Source organism: Aeromicrobium sp. PFPM2_SD2, from assembly GCF_057364525.1.
The window spans coordinates 1-485 of sequence record NZ_JBNFNZ010000857.1 but is presented as its reverse complement, the minus strand read 5'-3'; the positions used below and the strand labels follow the sequence as shown (position 1 = coordinate 485).

The 485-nt window shown below is 76.1% G+C and carries 1 protein-coding gene; it reads right to left on the bottom strand.

The genetic code is table 11. From position 1 onward, the window contains the following. A partial coding sequence (locus tag AC2W7G_RS18500) for a response regulator transcription factor (RefSeq protein ID WP_485869715.1) occupies positions 1 to 313 on the bottom strand: 313 nt, incomplete at its 3' end. Positions 314 to 485 lie beyond the last annotated feature (172 nt).

Below are 485 nucleotides of genomic sequence, written 5' to 3'. Positions count from 1 at the left end.
CCGACCACGACCTCCGCGGCCTGCGCGTCCCGGCGTCCTGGCCGCGGCGCACCGCCGCCCGCAGGCGGGCCAGCAGCTCGTTCATCGCGAACGGCTTGGTGACGTAGTCGTCGGCCCCCAGGTCGAGCGCCTCCACCTTGTCCTCGCCGTGCTGGCGGGCCGAGAGGACGACGATCGGGACGTTCGTCCAGCCGCGCAGGCCGGCGATGACCTCGGTGCCGTCGAGGTCGGGCAGGCCGAGGTCGAGCACGACGACGTCGGGGGCCTGCGTGGCGGCGGCGTCGAGGGCCGAGCGCCCGTCGGGCACCGTCACGACCGTCCACCCCGTACGCGCGCAGGTTGATGGCCAGGGCGCGGGCCAGGGGCCGGCTCGTCCTCGACGACGAGCACGTGCTGCTGCGCTCGCTCATGCCGGCGTCTCCGGGGTCGCCGCGGCAGCGCGAGCACCATGGTGAGCCCGCCGCCGGGCGTGTCCTCGGCGGTCA